We start from the raw sequence: 18,507 nt of genomic DNA on the forward strand, positions 1-18,507 counted from the left end.
AAGCTAGACATTCGCCACCTTGAAGGGTCTGACCTCAAATCTTTCCCAGATTTTATGAATAATATACGGCTCAACCTCCAGCCAGCTTTGAAGCTGCTGTTCATTTTCAAACTGAACTATCATCGTCGAACCAATCATAGTTCCGGCTTCATTCAGAATTGATCCGCCTAAAATAAAATGTCCTTCGGCTTTCAGTTTTCCTGCCATTTCAAAATGCAAAGGTCTTACCTTCATCCTTCTTTCCAAAGCCCCCTCATCTGTAGAATCGAAGGCATAAATCAGGTATTGGTTCATATTTTTTAATGTTGAATGTATAATCCTATAAAAATAGTGTAATTTATTCCCCATTATAATTTAACTTGCAGCAAAATTATTCATTTAACAAATGTGAATAATTTGAAATTCTGAAAACTTCCCGTCAATTCCTTTTAAAATAGTGATTATAAGTATCCTGAAATTCAAATCTTTTTAACAGGAGAATTGTATTTTATGTTACTGAATGATTCTTCTAAATTTTTTGATGCCTTTCATTGAATAATTATTAAAGAAAATCCATTCTTTATTATTAGAGTCGAAAGCTCTATGTTAAACATTATTATTATGAAACAAAATTTGGTGGATTTACTCAAATCCTTAGTTGATTTCACGGATGAGGAAATCGAAATAACTGAAGAGCTTTTTGAAATCAAGCACATTAAAAAAGGTGAAATTTGGGTTAGAGAGGGTGATCTTAAATTGGAAGTAGCCTTTATCAATAAAGGTTTAATGAGGATATTTTTTATGAAAGGAAAATCTGAAAATACCTTTCAATTCCGTGCTGAAGGAGAATTTGTTTCCAGTTTTGATAATTTCTTTTCTCAAAAACCCAGCAGAGATTATATTCAGGCACTTGAAGATTGTGAACTCTGCACGATTTCGATTCAAAATCTTGAATATCTGAGAAATAAATTCCATAACTGGGAAAGGTTCGGCCGTATTAACTATGGCAGTTACTTTATGGAATTTGATGAAAGAATCCGTGCCTTTATTTCTGAAACAGCACAACAAAGATACGAGCGTTTCATCCGGGATTACCCTGACAGAACCAACCGGATCCCTCAATTGTATCTGTCTAATTATCTGGGCATTACGCCTCAGTCTCTAAGTCGTGTAAGAAGCAGAATGAGTAAAAAGGAAACTGTTGTAAAGATTTAAATCCGGCAAAATATATCAGAACTTATCAGGGAGCCGTTTCATTTTCTCTTTCACCGGAGTCATGAAACAGCTCCCTGTATAAAGGTTTAATATGACAGGAATACCTTCTCAATGATATCACAAGCCTCATTCATTTGAGACTCGCTGATAATCAATGGGGGGGCAAAACGGATTTTATTACCATGCGTAGGTTTAGCAAGTAAACCGCTTTCTTTAAATGCTACGCATAAGTTCCAGGCGGTTTCACTATCTTCTGTATCATTGATTTCAATAGCATTAAGGAGTCCTTTTCCTCTCACCTGAGTGATTAATGTAGTTTTCGACTGTAAATCACGCATACGCTTCCGGAAAAGCTCGCCCATTTCTGTGGCATTCTCTGCTAATTTCTCTTCCTTCACGACGGTAAGAGCTGCAATTGTTACAGCACAGGCCAAAGGATTTCCTCCATAGGTAGAACCATGCTCTCCGGGTTTGATAGTCAGCATAATTTCGTCACGGCAAAGTACGGCAGAAACCGGGTAAGTTCCTCCGGAAAGGGCTTTCCCAAGAATCAGAATATCCGGCTGAAAACCTTCATGATCACAGGCAAGACGTTTACCGGTACGAGCTATTCCTGTCTGAACCTCATCAGCAATGAACAGCACATTCTTCGCCTTGCACATTTCATAAGCTTTCTTCAGATATCCTTCATCCGGAACAACAACTCCCGCTTCGCCCTGAATTGGTTCTACCATAAAACCGGCAACATTAGGGTCTTTTAGCACTTCTTCAAGCGCAGCAAGGTCATTGTAAGGAATAATTTCATACCCCTGCAATAAAGGGCCGTAATCACTATAACTTGAAGGATCAGTAGAAGATGAAATCGCAGCAATGGTTCTTCCCCAAAAATTACCTGCTGCATAAACGGTCTTAGCCTGATTTTGCGGAATTCCTTTTACTTTGTAAGCCCATTTTCTGGTCAGTTTCAAGGCTGTTTCCCCACCTTCAGCCCCCGAATTCATCATCAGAACTTTGTCATATCCGAAGTATTCACAGAGAAATTTTTCACAGACACCTAATTGATTGCTGTAAAAAGCTCTTGAAGTAAGTGTTAGTTTCTGAGCCTGATCAATCATTGCCTGTACAATTTTCGGATGACAATGCCCTTGATTTACAGCACTATATGCAGACAAAAAATCAAAATATGGTTTATTTTCCACATCCCAGACAAAAACACCCTGCCCCCGTTGAAGCACAACAGGCATCGGATGATAATTGTGAGCGCCAAAGCGGTCTTCCAGTTGCATAGCTCTCTCTGAAGCCGATTGCATTGCATATTCCTGAGTAAACATGATGTATTAAAATTTTTCGATCTGAGCGAAACAGCAAAGCCTCTGAATTAATACAGGCTCATGAAATTCACTTGTCAGAATCTACGATTTGAAATAAATAAAAGACAAAAACAGAAAGGAAAGCAGGGAATATTTAATTACTCCCAAAAAGTCCGATAATATAAAGTATCAGTACCTGAACAGATAAAATGCGATGAATTTTACAGAAATGCCCGTATAAAGAACTAGTCGTTACTACACAATTTACCTGCTTTCCTTCCGGAAATACGGGGATAAATCTGTATTTTGCGAAAAAATTCCTCATTATTGGTTTTTTTACAAAAATATCAAAAAAATTCAACTTTTCCTGCCAAAACCCGAAAATCCTGACAGGAATTGACCAGTTATCTCACTTAATTTTACAAGTTTCTTGAAAAAGAATAATCCCTCTTCCCCCGGCAATCCGGCTTCAGCACTTACTGAAGAAGATTTCTACTTAAATGAACAGGGGTATATGGTATTTACAGAAAAGTATCATTTAAAAAGAGGATTCTGCTGTAAAAACGGCTGCCGTCATTGTCCTTACGGCAACGCCGGAAAACCTGTTTCCAAAGGCTGATTATCCGGAGTCTCCCAAAGATAAAAACCCCTCATATCCTGGCTCTCAACATTCACAATTGGTAAATAATACTTTGATTTTCAAGCATTATAACTCAAATGTAATCTTTACAAATAACTTTGAGAAGTGAAAAATTATTTCCTGTTTATATTATAATCCTTACTTAACTATGAACTTATTATTCAGGCACATCATGCTGTGCCTTATGTTTTTTGTTGTGACCTGCTCATGCGAAACCCATCAGAATTCCACTAACCGCTTACCTGAAGATTCCGATAAAATTTCTACCGCTATTTCTGATGTTACCGGGAACGGATATGCCTATTGGGATCTTCTGGGCTATCAGAAAGGCGAAAAACTCCCTGATTTTACCTTACGAAATATCAACGGAGAAAGATTCAATCTGTATGAAACACTAAAACTTGGGAAACCCGTAATGTTAATTACTGGAAGCACCACCTGCGATCACACAAGAAAAAATCTTAATTCAATAAATGCCTTTACCAATAAATACAGCAACAAGCTCAGCATTTACATAATTTACACCCAGGAGGCGCATCCATGCGACGCCATCAGTCCATACTCATTAAATCATGAAATCTGGGAATCGAAGGCTAATATCAGAGATCATGTCAAAGCCTCTCAGCCAAGGACCTACGGAGAAAGAAAAGCGCTTGCTTCGAAATGGCAGAAAACTTACAAAGTTCAGCCGACAGTTCTGATTGATAACCCCGGTAATGACTCCTGGAAAACGCTGGGGCAGGCCCCAAATATGATGTATCTGATAGAACCTGACGGCAATGTGTATTACAAACAGGTATGGGCTCAAATGGAGGAAGTTGAAGGAGTGGCCACAGAACTGGTGAAATAAAAATATTACCGTTCTGTTAAATGCTCACAAAAGAAAGTACGTAAAAAAGACCTCAGGCGAATTAAATCATCCTGAGGTCTCCAGTTTACCTATCTTAACTTCTAATAAATTCTGCTATTTCAGAAATTCGTAGATTCCTGCTACTCCCTGTCCTCCACCAACACAAGCAGAAACCATTCCATATTTCTGATTTCTTCTCCTCATTTCATTAAAAAGCTGAACTGATAACTTTGCACCCGAACATCCAAGCGGATGGCCCAAAGCAATGGCACCACCGTTTACATTAATTTTGCTCTGATCCAAATCCAGTGTTTTTATAACAGCCAGCGACTGAGCGGCGAAGGCTTCGTTCAACTCAATCTGGTCAATATCATTCGCTTTCAATCCGGCTTTTTTCAAAGCAAGCGGAATGGCTTCTACCGGGCCTATTCCCATAATTTTAGGTTCAACACCTGCTGTTGCGTAAGTCACCATTCTGGCAATTGGTTCAAGATTCAATTCTTTTACCATTGCCTCAGACATCACCATCACAAAAGAAGCACCATCGGACGTCTGAGAAGAATTTCCCGCAGTAACAGTACCTCCTGCTGCAAAAACCGGTTTCAATTTAGATAAAGCATCCATACTTGTTCCGGCTCTCGGACCTTCATCTGTATCTACAATATATTCTTTGGTTTTCTTCTTTCCTGATTTTTCATCGAAATATGTCTCTTTCACAGTAACCGGAACAATTTCATCTTTGAAAAGCCCGGCCTGTTGTGCAGCAAGCGCTTTTGTATGAGAATTTACAGAAAACTGATCCTGCTCCTCACGGCTGATTTTGAATTGTTCACGAACCTGCTCAGCCGTTAATCCCATTCCTATGTAATAATCAGGATGAGATTTGGCAATTTCAAAATTCAATGCCGTTTTATAACCCATCACCGGAACCATAGACATAGATTCTGTTCCTCCTGCGATAATACAATCTGCGAGTCCTGCATGAATTTTAGCTGAAGCAATGGCAATAGCCTCCAGTCCGGAACCACAGTAACGGTTAATCGTAAAACCCGGTACACTTTTAGGCAAAGATAACAAAGCAATATACCTTGCAATCTGCATTCCCTGTTCAGCTTCAGGTACTGCATTTCCTACAATCAGATCATCAACTCTTGCCGGATCCAGCTGAGGAACCTTTCCAAGCATATATTTAATAACTTCTGCGGCTAAATCATCCGGTCTGGTGAAACGAAAAACGCCTCTTGGTGCTTTTCCAACTGCGGTCCGATAACCCGCTACAATGTATGCGTTCATGTCTTACTTATTTGGTTTTCAAATCTTTGAATATTACAATTCTATCAACACACTATCCAGTATCATCGTTGCTCAAAGTTAACAAATATAAAATATGTTATGCAAGCATACCTTTATTTTTTTATTTTTTTCCGATCGAAAAAGCAGGATTTATCTTGGATGTTACAGGTTACTGTATGGTATATCAGGCTTATCTTATGAGTATAAATCTGGAAATCAATTCATTACAACATATAAACGTTCAAATTTTATATTTCCAATCAAAAAATTTCAAGATTAAAATGATATTTTTGCAAAAATTCATCAAAAATGCCTAACCATAAATAATCATGTCTGAATTTCAAACCTATCTTCAACTTGGTTTTCAACACATTACTGACATCAAAGGTTACGATCATATTCTATTTGTAGTTGCACTTTGTGCCATTTACAAATTGAGTGACTGGAAAAAAGTAGCAATTCTTGTTACAGCATTTACCATAGGGCATTCTGTTACACTGGCCTTATCAACGCTTGATATAATTTCTTACAGAAGCGAGATCATTGAGTTTCTGATCCCCATTACCATATTCATTACCTGTCTGGTTAATTTTTTCTTTAAATCAGATCAAAAGAGAAAACCTGTAAAAGCGCCCTCTTCCCGCTCCCGTTATGTGCTGGCAATGTCTTTCGGACTCATTCATGGTATGGGTTTTTCAAATTACCTGAAAAGTCTCTTAGGGCAAGAGCAATCAATCATTAAGCCACTTTTTGCTTTTAATCTGGGTTTGGAAATCGGACAGCTCATTATTGTATTAATTGCGCTGGTTCTGAGCTTTATCATGACTGAAATTTTCAGTGTAAAAAAACATGACTGGAATCTGATTCTTTCCGGAATGGTGGCTGGCATTGCTATTACTCTGATAACGGGTGCTGCATATTTTGCAGAATTATTTCCCGGAAAATAAGACTAAACAATCCTTAAAACCCGTTTCTTAAAATATCAGTAAACACAGGATTACTCAAAGTGTCCGATTTCGCACAAAAAGTGTATCGAAATCGGACACTTTTTCATTACACCACATAACAATACACTGATTATCAGTAAATTAAATATTTGGCACAATCTTCTCCTAATCAATATTCAGGCAACAACCTTTACACGATAAAACTTAGTACCCAATGGACAGAGTTATAGAAAAGAAAAAATGGTCAGTTAAACGTATTCTTCCGATTGCGGGTGGTCTGGGCATTTTAGGATTAATTGCAGCAAGTTATTACGGCACCACCGGCAAAGCAAAGTTGAATGTTGAGCAGGACAAGATCATTATTTCAGAGGTTTCGAAAGGAAAATTTCAGGATGTTACTCCGATCAACGGCGTGATTTTACCGATACAGACTATTTATCTTGATGCTCTTGAAGGAGGCCGTGTGGAAGAACTTCTTGTGGAAGACGGAAGCGTGGTACAAAAAGGACAACCAATCATTAAACTTTCCAATACCGACCTTGAGCTTGACCTTTCCAACAGAGAAACATCTGTATTTCAGCTAATTACTCAAATGCAATATACCCGTAACCTGGCCAGAGAAAATACAATCCGTCAGGAAGCAAACCTTGCAGATATCGATAATGCGCTGGCCGAAGCAAAACGTGTTTACGATCTGAACACCAGATTATATAAAGAAAAAGTCATCTCAGAACAAGATTACCGCTCATCTCTAAACCTGTATAATTATCAGGTTCGTCGGAAAAAATTAATCGAACAAACCTTAAAACAGGACTCTATTACAACTAATCAGCAACTTCAGCAAATGAAGGAAACGGTTTCCAGAACACAACAGACTCTGGCACTTATGCGCAAAAAAGCCGGGGATTTGTTAGTAAAGGCCCCGGTTTCAGGTCAGCTTACTTCCAGAAGTGCTGAAATCGGAGAATCGAAAGTAAGAGGCCAGCGTTTAGGACAGATTGATGTTCTGAGCGGATTTAAGGTAAGAGCAGACATAGACGAACATTATATTTCAAGGGTTTTCACCGGATTGACAGGAGAGTTTGTAATTTCTGAGAAAACATATAAGCTAAAAATCAGGAAAGTTTTCTCTCAGGTTCAAAATGGTCGCTTTCAGGTTGATATGGAATTTATCGGAAAAGTTCCGGATGGTATCCGCAGAGGACAAACGTTACAGATCCGACTTGCTTTGGGAGATGAAACGCAGGCTGTTCTTTTACCAAAAGGTGGTTTCTACCAGCAAACAGGTGGTAACTGGATTTTCAAAGTAGCAGAATCAGGTCAGAAAGCATTCAGAGTGGACATACAGCTGGGCCGTCAGAATCCGGACTATTATGAAGTACTTGAAGGCTTAAAACCGGGAGATAAAGTAGTTACCTCAGGATATGACAATTACGGTGACATGCAGGAGTTGGTGATTAAAAAATGATTTATCAAAAGCATCTGAAAAGAAGCCTGATTTACGGTCAGATGCTATCCTTTAACATTTTGAACCTTAGAAATCATGCAAACATTACTCTTTTTACTCATGATAAACTGTTTTGTACAACTGGTTTTCGCATTCCTATTTTGAAAATAACTCAGACAACTCATTGATAAACAAACAAATACTATGTTAAAAATAACGGGTTTAGAAAAAATTTACCGCACAGAAGATATTGAAACCATGGCCCTCAACAGACTTTCCATGGAAGTTAAAGAAGGAGAATTTGTGGCAATCATGGGTCCTTCAGGTTGTGGTAAATCAACACTTTTAAACATTATTGGTTTATTGGACGATCCTGATGCCGGGAGCTTCCAATTCAATAGTATAGAAGTTGCGCATTTTAATGAGCGCAAGAGAGCCGATTTACGAAAACGCAATATTGGTTTCGTATTTCAAAGCTTCAATCTGATTGATGAGCTGACTGTTTATGAAAATGTTGAATTGCCGTTGCTTTATCTTGGCATTCCTGCTACTGAGCGTAAACAACGTGTAGAAGAAGTACTGGAAAAAGTACAGATTATGCACAGAAAAAACCACTTCCCTCAACAATTATCGGGCGGTCAGCAACAACGCTGCGCCGTAGCCAGAGCCGTGGTCAATAAACCCAAACTGATTCTGGCCGATGAGCCTACCGGTAACCTTGATTCATCTAACGGAAATGAAGTTATGCAATTGCTTACTGAATTGAACGATGGTGGCACAACCGTAGTAATGGTAACGCACTCTGAGCATGATGCACGTTATGCACACAGGATTATTAGACTATTGGACGGTCAGGTTGTGATGGAAAACGTACTCTCCTAAATAATTCCATTTCAATGAGTTACGGTATCAGCTTCCGCTGATATCCGGTAGAACGTACCCGAAACTTAACCTATTTTATAAAAACTGAAACCTCAACTTTTAATTGAAACCTGTTTTCACTTTTGTCTATGATCGGTAATTATCTTAAAATAGCTTATCGCACACTGTTGAGATATAAAGCTTATGCAGTTATAAATATCCTGGGTCTGACATTAGGACTCGCAGGTGCGATCATCATTTTTTTATTGGTAAAATTCCATATGAGTTTTGATAATTTTCATACGAAAACAGACAGAATTCAAAGAATTGTTACCAAACTTCATTTCGATGATGTTGCTTATACCGCTGGTATTCCCTTACCTATGTCAGAGGAAATCAGAAACAATTACAGCTTCATTGAAAAAGTCGCCACTTGTATTCAGGAATATGGAACAACCATTTCATTACTCAACACAAACGGCAGCACTGTTAAGAAATTCAAGGAAGAAGAAAGTGTTGTATTTGTAGAACCGGAATATTTCAGCATTCTTGATTTTCCTGCCATCTCCGGCAATCCGTCAAAAGATCTTAAAGACCCCAATGTTGTGTTTTTGACAAAAAAATACGCCATGAAATATTTCGGAACTTTGGATGTAATCGGTAAAACAATAAAAATCAATAACATTCTGCCTTTGAAAGTAGTGGGTGTTCTGCAAGACATTCCTAATAATTCAGACAGGATTTTCAATATTTTTGTTTCCTATAAATCCCTGCCGGCTTTCGATCCACGCTATAAGGATAAATTCAAAAACTGGAACGGTATTAACAGTGACACGCATTGCTTTGTTTTACTGAAAGATGCCAGCCAGACTCCATTACTGGCAAAAGCTATGATAGAGCTTCCCAAAAAGGTTTATAACAAAGCTGATGTAAAAATCTATGAATTCAAGCTTCTGGGACTAAGAGATATTCACTTTGCCAGCGATTATGACGGCAAAGCCCCTAAAGCCGCACTTATCAGCTTTGCTTTAATAGGCTTGTTCCTTATTGTTACAGCCTGCATCAACTTTATTAACCTGGCAACCGCTCAGGCGCTGAAACGCTCTAAAGAAGTGGGTGTCCGAAAGGTTTTGGGAAGTACAAAAACGCAATTATTCTGGCAATTTATAACAGAGACCTCACTCATTTCAATTTGTGCTCTCTTTCTGGCTTATGCCCTCGCTTATGTGGCATTCCCTTACCTGAATGGCTGGCTGGATGACCTGACAGGCTACCAGATGGTATTCAGTGAAATTACTGATTTCAAAGTTTATATCGCATTAATACTGACAATTCTGGTCGTTGTTGTCTTCTCCGGTTTCTATCCGGCACTGGTTCTGGCAGGTTTTAATCCTGTTACTGCTTTAAAAGGAAAGGTTAGCACACAAAACGTCGGAGGTGTTTCTATCAGAAAAAGTCTGGTGGTTGCTCAATTTGTTATTTCTCAGATTCTGATTATCAGCACAATTGTCATAAGTACCCAAATGGATTTCTTTCAGAATACCAATCTGGGTTTTAAACATGATGCAGTGGTTGTTCTTTCTGTCCCTACTCAGGATAATATTAAACTGGCCACAATGAAGAGCAGAATTTCAGAATTATCTGCCGTTAAAAATTTCTGTTATGAATCAGGAGCTCCTGCATCAGGAAGTAATAACCAGACAAGTTTTACTTTCGATAACCGTGAGAAAGCCGAACCTTATCAGGTAAATGTAAAAGCTGTTGATGAGGATTTTATTAAAACATACAAAATACCATTGGTCTGCGGAAGAAATATTACTCATTCTGATACCTTAAGAGATGTTATCATCAATGAGGTTCTGGTAAAAAAACTGGGGCTAAAGTCTCCCCTGGATGCGATCGGTAAAAAGGTAAGGGTGAGCGGCAGAAGTGATGGAACAATTGTGGGAGTAATCAAATCATTCCATGTTTACTCACTTCATTCGGAGATACCTCCTCTGGCCATATACAGTCAGTTAAACCGGTATTCTGAATGTGGCATTAATGTTTCCATGACAGATATGCCAAATACTTTAAGCGCTATTGAGAAAATCTGGAATGAAACTTTTCCTGAATATGTCTTTGATTACCATTTTCTGGACCAGAATATCAAGGAATTTTATTCTTTGGAAAATTTAATGCTCAGACTTATCAAAGCCTTTTCATTACTGGCAATATTCATCGGATGCCTGGGATTATATGGTCTGGTTTCTTTTATGGTAACTCAAAAAACCAAGGAAATCGGGGTAAGAAAAGTATTAGGAGCCTCTGTGCCACAGATTTTATGGCTTTTCATGAAAGAATTTTCAAAACTAATCATCATCGCATTCCTGATTGCTGCTCCGGCTGCCTGGTGGGTGATGAAGAGCTGGCTGGAAGATTTTACTTTCAGAATCAGTATCGGGGCAGAAATCTTCTTTGTAGCAGTTATTACAACTTCTTTCATTGCCATAGTTACCGTTGGTTATCAATCTACCAAAGCAGCATTGGCAAATCCGGTAAAATCATTGAGAACTGAGTAAATTTAATTTCTATCCAAGCTAACTGTTACAGCTATGTTCAGAAACCATATAAAAATTGCTCTGAGAAATCTTCAGCGGAATAAGATTTACTCATTCATCAATATTGTTGGACTGGCAATTGGTATGGCAACATGTCTTTTAATCATGCTGTTTGTGAAAGACGAGTTAAGTTATGATAGATTTTTCAAAAATAAAGACAGAATTTTTCAGGTCAATATTTCAGGAAATTTCGGAGGAAATGAGTTTTCAGCAGGCGCTACTCCTCCCCCGGCCGGCAAGACGATGGCAAGTGAATTTCCTGAAATAGAAACATTCACCAGAATATACAAACCGGGGGATGTAACGGTAAAGTATTTAAAAAACGGAAAAACTGACCTGTTTTTCACTGAAAGCAGAGTGATGGCTGCGGATTCTAATTTCTTTAAGATTTTCGACTATAAAATGCTTGAGGGAAATGCTCAGAAATGTCTGCAAAGCCCCAATTCCATCGTTATTACGGAGAAAATGTCACTAAAGTATTTTGGAAAAACCTCAGCGCTTGGCCAGATTATTACTTTAGATAATACTCCTATGAAGATAACCGGAGTATTGGAGAATATTCCGGCTCAGTCTTCCCTGCAATTCGATTTTCTTACCTCTATAAAAACCTATCCTATTGTTGCGCATTTCGACTGGAGCTGGGTCTGGTTACAAACAAGTACTTACCTGCTCTTAAAAGAAAGCCCGAATGATTACCGTACCATTGCCGGGAAATTAGAAAAAAAATTCCCGGTTATGGTTAAAAACCATGCGGCAGATGCTTTCAGAAGAATAGGACAATCTTTCGATGATTTCATGAAAAAAGGCGGAAAATGGGATTTTTCCTTACAGCCACTTTCTGAGGTTCATTTGTATTCCGCCGGAATTCAGTCCGGAATGATATCAAATCAGGGAGATATAAAATATGTTTACATCTTTTCCTGTATTGCGCTCTTTATTGTTATTCTGGCTTGTGTAAACTTCATGAATCTCTCTACTGCCCGCTCACTCAAAAGAGCCCGTGAAGTAGGTGTCAGAAAAGTGCTGGGTTCTTTCAAAAGCGGCCTTATTCAGCAATTTCTTACAGAATCAATGCTTTACAGTATTCTGGCAAGTGGCATTGCATTGGTATTGGTCAGTCTTACGCTTCCGGTTTTTGGCGAAATTTCCGGAAAAACACTACATTTAGAAACCTTACTCTCAGGTAAAATTATACTTTTCATTATATCAGTTACCTTCATCATCGGACTACTGTCGGGAAGTTATCCGGCGTTCTATCTTACCTCTTTTAAACCTGTTAATGTCCTCAAAGGCGGCATCCTGAAAAACAGCATCAGTAGTTCAATGATCCGGAACGGATTAGTAGTTTTTCAGTTTTCAGTTGCTACTATACTGATTATCAGCACCATTATAATTTATCAGCAACTCCGTTTTACCCAAACCAAAGACCTTGGCCTCGACAAAGAGAATGTGGCTGTTTTAACCAATGCTCAAAAATTAGGAAAAAACCAGGAAGCATTCAGACAGGAATTACTCCGTCTTCCTGAAGTGTTGAATGCCAGTACCTCAACAAGTATTCCAACCCGAAATTATTTCGCAGATTTTTATAACCTGGAAGAAAGCCCTAAAGACAAACAAACGCAAAAAGATATCACATTATCTTCCTACACGGTGGATTATGATTTTGTACCGACTTTAAAAATAAAACTTTTACAGGGCAGAAACTTTTCTAAGGATTTTCCCTCCGACTCGGCGGCAGTTATTCTGAATGAGACAGCTGCAAAACAGATCGGCTGGAAAGAGCCGATCGGAAAATATATGACTTACCCGGGAAATGCTGACCAGAAATTTAAAGTAATCGGTATCGCAAAAGACTTTGATATTGAATCTGTTCGTACCAGTGCTTTTCCATTTGCGATATTTCATCAGTCTTCTCATACATACCAGACAGAAACATCGTATATCACAATCCGTTTAAAGGTCGGAAACCTTGAAAATTCTCTGCAAAAGCTAAAAAGCAAATGGCAGGATTTTTCAGACGATGTACCTTTTGATTATACTTTTCTGGACAATGCATTTGAATCGTTATATCGTTCCGAACAGCAAATGCAGACCATCTTCAGCATATTTACCGGATTAGCGATTTTTATCTCCTGCCTGGGCCTGTTCGGGTTGGCGACTTACACTACCGAACAGAGAAACAAGGAAATCGGAATCCGGAAAGTACTTGGTTCTTCTGCAAATCAGATCGTGGCTCTATTGTCGAAGGATTTTCTGAAATTAGTTTCCATTTCAATCGTTATTGCCTCTCCGGTTGCATGGTTTGTTATGCACAAATGGTTACAGGACTTTGCTTATCAGATCCCGATTCCGTGGTGGGCATTTGTATCGGCAGGAGTTTTGTCAGTTTCCATTGCTCTTCTGACGGTAAGTTATCAGGCTGTAAAAGCTGCATTGGCCAATCCGGTAAAAAGCCTGCGAACGGAGTAGTTTAAGGGCAAAACTTATACACATTTTATCCCGTTTTTTTCAGGTTATCCGGGTCAATTTATTAACAGTCTTATCTGCTAAATATCATGATAAAAAATTATCTTAAAATCGCAATCCGTAATTTAAAGAGAAATAAAGTCTTTTCGGCCATCAATGTTATCGGACTTTCTATCGGCATAGCTACCTGCCTGATAATCATGCTTTTTGTAAAAGATGAATTGAGCTACGATCGCTTTAACGAGAAAGCTGACAAAATAGTGAGAGTAGTCTTTAAAGCCTCAATCAATGGAGGGAAAATTGCTGAAGCAACTGTAATGCCGCCAACAGCACAGGTACTGCTTCAGGATTTCCCGGAAGTAAAGGAAGCTACCCGTATTCAGACAAGTGGTACACCAACCATTGAATACAGAGAAAAATCCTTCAGAGAAGGGGCTCTCGGCTTTGCAGATGCCAATTTCTTTGAAGTTTTCTCAATACCTATGCTGCAAGGTAATGCTAAAACAGCCCTGTCTCAACCCAATAGTATGGTCATTACGGAAGAGTTTGCTCACAAATATTTCGGGGATGAAAATCCGATCGGGAAAGTTCTCAACATTAAAAGCTGGAAAACCCTTTATAAAGTAACCGGAGTAATTGAAAAAATGCCTTCAAATTCCCATTTTCATTTCGATATGCTGGGTTCGCTGGTCAGTAATCCTGATGCCAAAAGTTCTTCCTGGATGAGCTCCGGTTACTTTACCTACCTTGTACTTCAGGATGGATATGATTATAAAAAGCTGGAAGCAAAACTGCCTCAGACTGTGGAAAAATATATGGGACCTCAGATCAAACAGGCGATGGGTGTCAGCATTTCTCAGTTTCAGAAAAAAGGAAACAAACTTGGCCTTTTCCTGCAACCACTAACCGATATTCACTTAAAATCTGATATGACGGGGGAACTGGAAGCGAACGGAGATATCAGATACGTTTATATTTTTGGTGCCATTGCTATTTTTATGTTAATTATCGCCTGTATCAACTTCACCAACCTCTCTACTGCGGAAGCTTCAAAAAGAGCAAGAGAAGTAGGCGTTCGTAAAGTACTTGGCTCCGTTAAATATGAATTAATCAGACAATTTCTGCTGGAATCCATTGTCCTGACGTCCATCGCTTTGGTTTTGGCAATTGCCCTTGTCCAGATTGCGCTGCCAACTTTCAACGAGCTTTCAGGCAAGCATTTAAGCATAGATATCAAAGAGCATTATTTACTACTTCTGAGTTTAATACCTTTCGGATTACTGGTCGGGATATTGGCCGGAAGTTATCCTGCTTTTTTCCTGTCGTCTTTTAAACCGGTTGAAGTACTTAAAGGGAAATTTTCTACCGGAAGAGGAAGTATCAGTTTACGCAGCGGACTGGTTGTTTTCCAGTTCTTTATTTCGGTCAGTCTGATTGTCGGTACAATAGTGGTCTATCAACAGCTTTCCTATATCCAGCATAAAAAGTTAGGCTATGAAAAAGACCAGTTACTGGTCTTGAAAGGAACATGGGCTCTTGGCAAAAATGAAGACGTTCTGCGTAAAGAATTACTGAAAGATCCAAGAGTTGCCAATGTTACTACCTCCGGTTACAAACCTGCCGGGGATACTGACTCAAACAACTCGATGGCTTATGCCGAAAACGATGACACTCAGATGATGAGAACATTGGAATATCACATTGACGATCAATACATTCCGACCATGGGAATGCAAATGGTTTCCGGAAGGAACTTCTCAAAAGAGTTTCCGACAGATTCAACCGGAATTATTATCAATGAATCAGCTGCAAAAGCTTTTGGCTGGGGAGTCAATGCAGTCGGCCATAACATTACACGACTTAAAAATAACGATGGTTTAAAGATCAGATATCACGTAATCGGAGTCGTGAAAAACTTCCATTTCAAATCACTTCATGAAAGCATTACTCCGCTTTTAATGGTGATGGAAAGCAGTCCGGGACTGATTGTAAAAGTAAAAACCAAAGATGTTTCAGGATTACTGAATAATATAAAAAAGCAATGGGCCGCCTTTAATGTTGACCAGCCGTTTTCTTATGCTTTTATGGATGAAGATTTCAACAATATGTATAAGGTGGAGCAGAAAACCGGTACTATTCTGGGCATTTTTGCAGCATTAACCATCTTTGTCGCTTGTCTTGGTTTATTCGGTCTGGCCACATTTACTGCTGAACAAAGAACTAAAGAAATTGGTATCCGGAAAGTTTTAGGTGCTGATATTCCTCAGATCATAGGATTATTGTCTAAAGATTTCTTAAAACTGATTCTGATTGCCTGTGTTATGGCATTTCCGTTAAGTTACTGGACGATGAGCAAATGGTTACAGGATTTTGCTTACCGGATTGATATCAGTTGGCTTGTATTTATTGTGGCAGGTGTTTCATCCGCAATAATCGCCTCTTTGACAATCAGTTATCAGGCAATCAAAGCCGCATTGGCGAATCCGGTAAAAACATTGAGAACTGAATAAAACAGCAATATCATGATCAGAAACTATTTCAAAATCGCCTTTAGGAATATTACCGGAACAATCGGATACAGCATGCTGAATATTTTAGGGCTTGCTACGGGTATGGCTGTTGCATTATTGATTGGGCTTTGGGTATATAATCAATATTCTTACGATAAATTTCTTCCGGACTATGCGCAATTGTATCGTGTTCAAAGAAACTTTAACAGCAATGGAGATACTCTCACATTTCAATCCACCTCTTTACGGCTTGCAGATGCTTTACGTAACCAGGTTCCTGAAATTGAATATGTGGCAGAAAGCGATTGGATGGGTTCACACGGGCTGATGGTAGGTGATAAAAAACTGTTTATTCAAGGTGGACAAATAGGCGGCGATTTTTTAAAAATGTTTCAATTTCCGTTGTTATCCGGAAATGCCAATACTGTTTTCCAGGATGCTTATTCAATTGTACTTACACAATCAACAGCTACTGCCCTTTTCGGAAAGGAAAACCCCATTAATAAAATGGTGCGTTTTGATAACGAGAATGATTTAAAAGTAACAGGTATATTGAAAGACCTCCCTTCTAATTCATCTTTCAATTTCAACTTTATTGTTCCTTTTAGTTATGTAGCTCAAAAAGACCCGGCCATAAAAGCCCAGTACACAGGAAGTTTTGGCATGAACGGCTATCAAACTTTTGTAAAACTAAAACCTGGTATTTCCTATGCGCAGGTAGCACCAAAAATAAGACTGATTACCCATGTTGAAACTGGCAGTCTTAACGCTAAAAACTCTTATGTTACATTCCAGCCTTTACAACGGTGGCATTTATACTCCAATTATGTAAACGGTAAAGATACTGCGGGCTTCTTAGAATATGTGAACATGTTCACAATTATCGGGACTTTAGTACTGTTAATAGCTTGCATCAATTTTGTAAACCTCACAACTGCCCGTTCTGAAAAAAGAGCCAAAGAAGTGGGTGTCAGGAAAGCCATAGGATCACTGCAAAAGGATCTGATTATTCAGTTTCTTTCTGAATCATTTTTGCTCACACTTATTGCATTTGTTTTTTCAATGGTCTTTGTACAAATGACATTACCCGCATTCAATGCACTCACAGGTGGTAAAATCGGGATACCTTTTTCAAATGCATTTTTCTGGCTTCTTATGTTTGGCTGCGTCTTGCTTACTTCCATTATTGCCGGAAGTAAACCAGCCTTTTATCTTTCATCATTTCAACCGGTACAAGTTTTAAAAGGTACAATGCATCCGGGAAAAACACGGTCTGTTTCCAGAAAAATCCTGGTAGTACTACAATTCAGTTGTTCCATCGCATTAATCATTAGCACTGTTATTATTTATCAGCAAATACAATATGCCAAAAACAGACCAAGTGGCTATGATATGAACAGGCTGATACAATCCGCAATGAATAATGATCTTGACAAAAACTTTACAGCACTCAAAAATGAATTGATACAAAAAGGAATTGTTGAAAGTATAACAACTTCTACCACTCCTGCCACAGATGTCAGCTGGCATTCAGATATAGATCAGTGGCCGGGCAAAAATGCAGGAGAAACAGTAGAAATGGGAACGGTTTTCGTGTCGGAAGATTATTTTAAAACGATGGGCATGGCAATGAAGGAAGGAAGAAATTTTACAAATATCTACGATACAACAAGCGTGATATTTAATGAAGCGGCCATCAGTCGCCTTCAAATTAAAAACCCTGTAAGTCAATCAATTACTTATGGCAAAAAGCAATACAAAATTGCCGGTATAGTGAAAGATGCATTAATGATATCTCCATTTTCATCTGCCGATCCTATGATGTTTTATTGTTATCCCACCAGACAAAACATTATGCTCTATCGTTTGTCACCGAATATAAAAACGCAGGATGCAATCGTACAATTGACCTCTGTTTTCAACAAGTACAGTCCTGCATATCCTTATAAATATTCATTTGTGGACGAAAACTATGCTGCAAAATTCAAATTGGAAGTGCTGATCGGAAAACTGTCCGGCATATTTGCCATGCTTGCTATTTTCATTTCTTGTCTTGGTTTGTTCGGGCTTGCCGCTTATGTAGCAGAACAACGCACTAAAGAAATTGGCATACGGAAAATACTTGGCGCATCAGTGCTGCAAATCTGGACTTTGTTATCGAAAGACTTTATTGTACTGGTATTGATAAGCTGCGTAATTGCATCTCCTGTAGCATTTTATTTTTTGAATAACTGGCTATTAAAATATAATTACCGTATCAACATCGGAGCTGGTGTTTTTATATTATCAGGATTAATGGCAATAATTATAACAATTGTTACCATTAGCTTTCAGGCAATCAAAGTAGCAAAATCCAATCCGGTAAAAACATTGAGAACAGAATAATCAA

At 38.6% G+C, this 18,507-nt stretch carries 13 protein-coding genes; 10 read left to right on the forward strand and 3 right to left on the reverse strand.

The annotated features are described in order from the left end of the window. Positions 1 to 3: 3 nt before the first annotated feature. Positions 4 to 294, reverse strand: coding sequence for a YciI family protein (locus tag BM179_RS19655; RefSeq protein ID WP_092018883.1), 291 nt, complete (start codon positions 292 to 294; stop codon positions 4 to 6). 306 nt (positions 295 to 600) lie between these two features. Here BM179_RS19655 and BM179_RS19660 point away from each other — a divergent pair, with 306 nt between their 5' ends. After that, a complete protein-coding gene (locus BM179_RS19660) occupies positions 601 to 1,194 on the forward strand; it encodes a Crp/Fnr family transcriptional regulator (RefSeq protein ID WP_177219461.1) in 594 nt (197 codons plus the stop codon). Between the two features lie 86 nt (positions 1,195 to 1,280). Here the strand turns inward: BM179_RS19660 and rocD are convergent, their stop codons facing one another. Beyond that, positions 1,281 to 2,525: an ornithine--oxo-acid transaminase gene (rocD, locus tag BM179_RS19665; RefSeq protein ID WP_092018885.1), complete on the reverse strand. Its 1,245-nt coding sequence runs from the start codon at positions 2,523 to 2,525 to the stop codon at positions 1,281 to 1,283. 409 nt (positions 2,526 to 2,934) lie between these two features. Here rocD and BM179_RS19670 point away from each other — a divergent pair, with 409 nt between their 5' ends. Together BM179_RS19670 and BM179_RS19675 are read left to right on the forward strand one after the other, a co-directional pair. Beyond that, the gene (locus BM179_RS19670) at positions 2,935 to 3,123 is read left to right on the forward strand and encodes a C1orf53 family protein (protein WP_092018886.1); all 189 of its coding nucleotides are present in this window, start codon (positions 2,935 to 2,937) and stop codon (positions 3,121 to 3,123) included. Between the two features lie 169 nt (positions 3,124 to 3,292). Next, the gene (locus BM179_RS19675) at positions 3,293 to 3,994 is read left to right on the forward strand and encodes a deiodinase-like protein (RefSeq protein WP_092018887.1); all 702 of its coding nucleotides are present in this window, start codon (positions 3,293 to 3,295) and stop codon (positions 3,992 to 3,994) included. Positions 3,995 to 4,108: 114 nt separating this feature from the next. On the opposite strand, the gene BM179_RS19680 is transcribed toward BM179_RS19675, so the two are convergent. Further along, positions 4,109 to 5,287 (reverse strand): acetyl-CoA C-acyltransferase, encoded by a 1,179-nt coding sequence (locus BM179_RS19680; protein WP_092018888.1) that lies wholly within the window; start codon positions 5,285 to 5,287, stop codon positions 4,109 to 4,111. Positions 5,288 to 5,616: 329 nt separating this feature from the next. Between BM179_RS19680 and BM179_RS19690 the strand changes: the two genes are divergently transcribed. The 7 genes from BM179_RS19690 (at position 5,617) to BM179_RS19720 (ending at position 18,503) form a co-directional block, all read left to right on the forward strand. Further along, the gene (locus BM179_RS19690; RefSeq protein ID WP_092018890.1) at positions 5,617 to 6,234 is read left to right on the forward strand and encodes a HupE/UreJ family protein; all 618 of its coding nucleotides are present in this window, start codon (positions 5,617 to 5,619) and stop codon (positions 6,232 to 6,234) included. Between the two features lie 214 nt (positions 6,235 to 6,448). Continuing rightward, positions 6,449 to 7,702 (forward strand): efflux RND transporter periplasmic adaptor subunit, encoded by a 1,254-nt coding sequence (locus BM179_RS19695; protein WP_092018891.1) that lies wholly within the window; start codon positions 6,449 to 6,451, stop codon positions 7,700 to 7,702. Between the two features lie 183 nt (positions 7,703 to 7,885). Beyond that, on the forward strand, positions 7,886 to 8,563 hold the full coding sequence (locus tag BM179_RS19700; RefSeq protein ID WP_092018892.1) for an ABC transporter ATP-binding protein: 678 nt from the start codon (positions 7,886 to 7,888) through the stop codon (positions 8,561 to 8,563). A gap of 128 nt (positions 8,564 to 8,691) precedes the next feature. Continuing rightward, positions 8,692 to 11,103, forward strand: a complete 2,412-nt coding sequence (locus tag BM179_RS19705) for an ABC transporter permease (RefSeq protein ID WP_092018893.1) — start codon at positions 8,692 to 8,694, stop codon at positions 11,101 to 11,103. A gap of 33 nt (positions 11,104 to 11,136) precedes the next feature. Beyond that, positions 11,137 to 13,611, forward strand: a complete 2,475-nt coding sequence (locus tag BM179_RS19710) for an ABC transporter permease (RefSeq protein WP_092018894.1) — start codon at positions 11,137 to 11,139, stop codon at positions 13,609 to 13,611. An 86-nt stretch (positions 13,612 to 13,697) separates the two neighbouring features. After that, positions 13,698 to 16,118 carry an ABC transporter permease gene (locus BM179_RS19715; protein WP_092018895.1) on the forward strand — a complete coding sequence of 807 codons (2,421 nt, stop codon included), beginning with the start codon at positions 13,698 to 13,700 and terminating at the stop codon, positions 16,116 to 16,118. Positions 16,119 to 16,130: 12 nt separating this feature from the next. Beyond that, positions 16,131 to 18,503: an ABC transporter permease gene (locus tag BM179_RS19720; protein ID WP_092018896.1), complete on the forward strand. Its 2,373-nt coding sequence runs from the start codon at positions 16,131 to 16,133 to the stop codon at positions 18,501 to 18,503. Positions 18,504 to 18,507 lie beyond the last annotated feature (4 nt).

It is taken from the genome of Pseudarcicella hirudinis (assembly GCF_900115665.1).
In the GTDB taxonomy this organism is placed as follows: Bacteria; Bacteroidota; Bacteroidia; order Cytophagales; family Spirosomataceae; genus Pseudarcicella; species Pseudarcicella hirudinis.

Bases quoted from the DNA above. Each gene is read 5' to 3' on its own strand.
- BM179_RS19695 (WP_092018891.1), top strand. From the start codon at position 6,449: ATGGACAGAGTTATAGAAAAGAAAAAATGGTCAGTTAAACGTATTCTT.
- BM179_RS19690 (WP_092018890.1), top strand. From the start codon at position 5,617: ATGTCTGAATTTCAAACCTATCTTCAACTTGGTTTTCAACACATTACT.
- BM179_RS19705 (WP_092018893.1), top strand. From the start codon at position 8,692: ATGATCGGTAATTATCTTAAAATAGCTTATCGCACACTGTTGAGATAT.
- BM179_RS19675 (WP_092018887.1), top strand. From the start codon at position 3,293: ATGAACTTATTATTCAGGCACATCATGCTGTGCCTTATGTTTTTTGTT.
- BM179_RS19655 (WP_092018883.1), bottom strand. From the start codon at position 294: ATGAACCAATACCTGATTTATGCCTTCGATTCTACAGATGAGGGGGCT.
- BM179_RS19700 (WP_092018892.1), top strand. From the start codon at position 7,886: ATGTTAAAAATAACGGGTTTAGAAAAAATTTACCGCACAGAAGATATT.
- BM179_RS19720 (WP_092018896.1), top strand. From the start codon at position 16,131: ATGATCAGAAACTATTTCAAAATCGCCTTTAGGAATATTACCGGAACA.
- BM179_RS19710 (WP_092018894.1), top strand. From the start codon at position 11,137: ATGTTCAGAAACCATATAAAAATTGCTCTGAGAAATCTTCAGCGGAAT.
- BM179_RS19715 (WP_092018895.1), top strand. From the start codon at position 13,698: ATGATAAAAAATTATCTTAAAATCGCAATCCGTAATTTAAAGAGAAAT.
- rocD (WP_092018885.1), bottom strand. From the start codon at position 2,525: ATGTTTACTCAGGAATATGCAATGCAATCGGCTTCAGAGAGAGCTATG.
- BM179_RS19660 (WP_177219461.1), top strand. From the start codon at position 601: ATGAAACAAAATTTGGTGGATTTACTCAAATCCTTAGTTGATTTCACG.
- BM179_RS19680 (WP_092018888.1), bottom strand. From the start codon at position 5,287: ATGAACGCATACATTGTAGCGGGTTATCGGACCGCAGTTGGAAAAGCA.